1 protein-coding gene and 2 pseudogenes are annotated in these 3780 nt (G+C 37.1%); 2 read left to right on the top strand and 1 reads right to left on the bottom strand.

The genetic code is table 11. The features are described from left to right. Together ACIQ2S_RS12085 and ACIQ2S_RS12080 are read left to right on the top strand one after the other, a co-directional pair. Positions 1-850, top strand: a pseudogene (locus ACIQ2S_RS12085) (sodium:solute symporter); the annotation flags it as partial. Further along, on the top strand, positions 843-3248 hold the full coding sequence (locus ACIQ2S_RS12080) for a TonB-dependent receptor domain-containing protein (protein WP_396176339.1): 2406 nt from the start codon (positions 843-845) through the stop codon (positions 3246-3248). The pseudogene ACIQ2S_RS12085 and the gene ACIQ2S_RS12080, both read left to right, overlap by 8 nt. A gap of 66 nt (positions 3249-3314) precedes the next feature. On the opposite strand, the pseudogene ACIQ2S_RS12075 reads toward ACIQ2S_RS12080, so the two are convergent. Next, positions 3315-3780, bottom strand: a pseudogene (locus ACIQ2S_RS12075) (dihydrolipoamide dehydrogenase); the annotation flags it as partial.

Here is a 3780-nt window from a genome sequence, read left to right as displayed (position 1 = left end):
TCTACTAACTGGAGTCATGGTTTTTGTATTCTTCCAGTTTAACAAAGTGCCGTTAAATTTTAATCCGTCGAGTCAAAATGCCGTTGAAAAATCCGTTTATGCATCGGATTATAGTGCTTTAGAAAAGGAATTGGAAGTGATTCAGGACGAAAAAAAGACCGTTACTTTAAAGTACGCCAACCAATTAAATCTTGATGTGGATAATCCTGTTTTGAAGAAACGCATCATCGCACTTACCGAGAAAGAAAACAATTTGCGTGATGAAGCTAGAGCATTGATTAAAAAAGTTGATGAAGAGCCCAATGACAAAGATTATGTGTTCATTCACTTTATTTTAAATTATTTGCCCACCGGACTTATCGGATTGCTGCTAGCTGTGATTTTTTCAGCAGCTATGTCGTCCACCGCTTCGGAATTGAATGCACTTTCCTCAACTACCACTATTGACATTTATAAAAGGAACTTAAAAATAGAAAAATCAGAGGAGCATTTTGTCAAAGCATCCAAAGGATTTACACTATTATGGGGAGCGATTGCCATACTATTTGCCTGTTTTGGCACATTGGTAGAAAACCTCATCCAATTAGTTAATATTGTAGGTTCTGTATTCTACGGAACGATTCTTGGTATATTTCTTGTGGCCTTTTTTATCAAGTATGTCAAAGGAAATGCCATTTTCTATGCAGGAGTCATCAGCCAGTTAACCATTTTTGTTATTTATTATTATGCCATTCATGTACCGGAAGAGGCAGACAAATTGGGTTATTTGTGGTTGAATGCAATAGGAACAACGTTAACCATTCTTTTAGCATTGCTTATTCAAATGCTTAAAAAACCAGCTCATGCGTAATTATTGCTTACTGTTTTTACTATTTTCATTAGCAGTACTCGGTCAGGAGGCAAAAGTATATGACCGTTACACCAATGAACCGCTGGAAGGAGTAAGTTTGCATGTTTCCTCCATGAAAAGTTACGCAATCACCGATAAAAACGGCATAGCAAATGTAAAGGATTTGGTTGAAGCCAATAAAATATATGTTCGGTTATTGGGCTATGAAACCCAAATTCTGAGTTACAGACTGATAGAATCCAACAAATTTATTATTTTGCTAACGGCCGATAATAATTCGTTAAATGAAGTGGTATTGTCTGCTTCCAAATGGGAGGAATCCCGCAAAATGCTCCCCAATGTCATTATTTCACAAAAAGAGAAAGACATCATTTTAAATAATCCACAAACCTCAGCCGACTTACTTTCACAATCCGGTAAAGTGTTTGTACAAAAAAGTCAGTTAGGAGGTGGTAGTCCAATCATTAGAGGATTTGCCACCAATCGAGTACTATTAAATGTGGATGGTATCCGAATGAATAATGCCATTTTCAGAAGCGGTAATGTACAGAACGTTATTTCCATTGACCCGAACAGTATTCAAAACACCGAAATCATTTTAGGTCCAGGTACGATGATTTACGGGAGTGACGCCATTGGTGGTGTGATGAATTTTTACACCTTTCAGCCTACATTGAGCAGCACCGACAAACCCAATTTATTTGGAGCGGTTGTTTCGCGTTGGTCTTCAGCCAATCAAGAAAAAATGGGGCATTTTGATGTAAACATCGGATTTAAAAAATGGGCTTTTTTGACCTCTTATTCATTGAGTGATTACGGAGATTTGTCGATGGGGAAATTTGGACCTGCCGATTACTTGCGATTGGATTACATACAAACTGTTAATAATGTAGATGCAATAGTCACAAATAGAGACCCGAGAAATCAAGTGCCCACCGGTTATTCTCAAACAAATATTATTCAAAAGGTAAAATTCAGACCTAATGAACTATGGGACTTAACATACGCTTTGCATTATTCCAACACTAACGATTTTGCCCGATACGATCAACTGTTGCGACGAAATAGTAATGGTAATTTACGCTTTGCTGAGTGGTTCTACGGTCCTCAAAAATGGGTCATGAATCATTTTGTTGTGGATTATAATGCAGCCAATCGTTTCTTTGATAAAGGACAGTTCAATTTTGCCTACCAACATTTTGAAGAGAGTCGCAACAGTCGTACTTTTCAAAACCCCATCCGAACATCGAATGTTGAAAAAGTAGATGCCTACTCCGTCAACTTTGACTTTTTAAAGAAGTTCAATCAAACTGATAAAATTACATATGGCTGGGAATATATTTTCAATGTAGTTCAGTCTTATGGATTTAAAAAAGACATAACTACTTCAGACATTACAAACGCACCTTCGCGATATCCCGATGGATCTACTTGGCAATCGCTTGCTGCTTATATCCAATATGAAAAAAAGTGGAGCGAACAACTTGTTTTGCAAACCGGCCTGCGATACAATCAGATACTATTGGATGCTACCTTTGATCAAACCGTTATCGCTTATCCCTTTGATGCGGTAAAAATTAATAACAATGCATTTACGGGAAGTGCGGGAATAAGTTACCAGCCCCAAACCAAAACAACCTTGTTTACAAATTTCTCCACCGCGTTTAGAGCTCCCAATGTGGATGATATAGGCAAAACCTTTGAAAGTACCCCTAGTAATTTTGTAGTTCCCAATCCGGAATTGGATTTTGAGTATGCATATAATGGAGAAATTGGCTTCAAGCAGCAATTTGGAAAATCTTTCCTTGTAGATGCCTCCTTTTTTTATACCTTGTTAGACAATGCAATGGTACGCAGAGATTACACATTTAATGGCGAAAGCACAATAATTATTGACGGAGAAACAAATAACGTTCAAGCCATTCAGAATGCCGCCTATGCAAAAGTATATGGTATTCAAGGAGGATTGACCGTTTATGTATTACCTATTCTACAATGGAAATCAACAGTTAATTGGAATCAGGGCACTGAAGAATTGGATAATGGCGATCAGGCACCCTTGCGTCATGCTGCACCATTATTCGGATCGTCAAATTTACTTTTAAAGACCAACAACTGGACATTAGATGCTTCATTCGTTTACACCGGAACCATCAAATTTGAAGACATGGCACCGTCGGAAATTGAAAAAAGTTATTTGTATGCCAAAGACGCCAATGGTAACCCGTATGCCCCAAATTGGTACACGATCAATTTAAAAGCGATGTTTACTTTAAATAAAACTTGGTCGTTTACGGGTGGTATTGAAAATATCACCGATCAATTATACCGCAGCTACTCATCGGGAATTTCTGCTCCGGGAAGAAACTTTGTTACTTCGTTGCGGGTGAATTTTTAAAAAAAAACCTATCTGCGGTTGAAGATAGGTTTGGTAGTACTAACGCTTTTTATTTTTTTTCTTCTTTCATTTTTTGCTCCATTCAGCAATACTGTCTTTGTTCATTTTAACATAATCGGCATTGCCTGCTTTTTCAGCAGCTTCCATAGATACTTTTGCAGTTGCAATAGCTCCTGATTTATCACCTAATTTTGCTTGAATTTGCGATTTTAATCGGTTGTACCAAAATGGAGTTTCGCCACCTCGCAACTCAATTGACTTGTTTACATATTCCAATGCTTTTTTCATATCACCGTTTGATTGGTAATAATATTGAGCAGCAGAAAAATAATCACCTGCTCCCGGACCGGCTAATGTTTTGTCGATGCTAGCTAAAGCTGCTTTTTTAGTTGGAACTTCAAATTTAATTGCTATAATTGTTTTTTCCCAAGATAATTCTAAATGAGCAAAATCATTATCTAAATTATTGATAGAAATAGTGAAAGATTCTACACTTCTGTTTAAAAACTCAGGCTTTACAGTCGTTTTTAAG

This window comes from Flavobacterium sp. (assembly GCF_044371705.1).
Lineage (GTDB): Bacteria > Bacteroidota > Bacteroidia > Flavobacteriales > Flavobacteriaceae > Flavobacterium.
The sequence above is the reverse complement of the archived record's forward strand: the minus strand, read 5'-3'. Positions and strand labels throughout refer to the sequence as shown.

Bases quoted from the DNA above. Each gene is read 5' to 3' on its own strand.
- ACIQ2S_RS12080 (WP_396176339.1), top strand. From the start codon at position 843: ATGCGTAATTATTGCTTACTGTTTTTACTATTTTCATTAGCAGTACTC.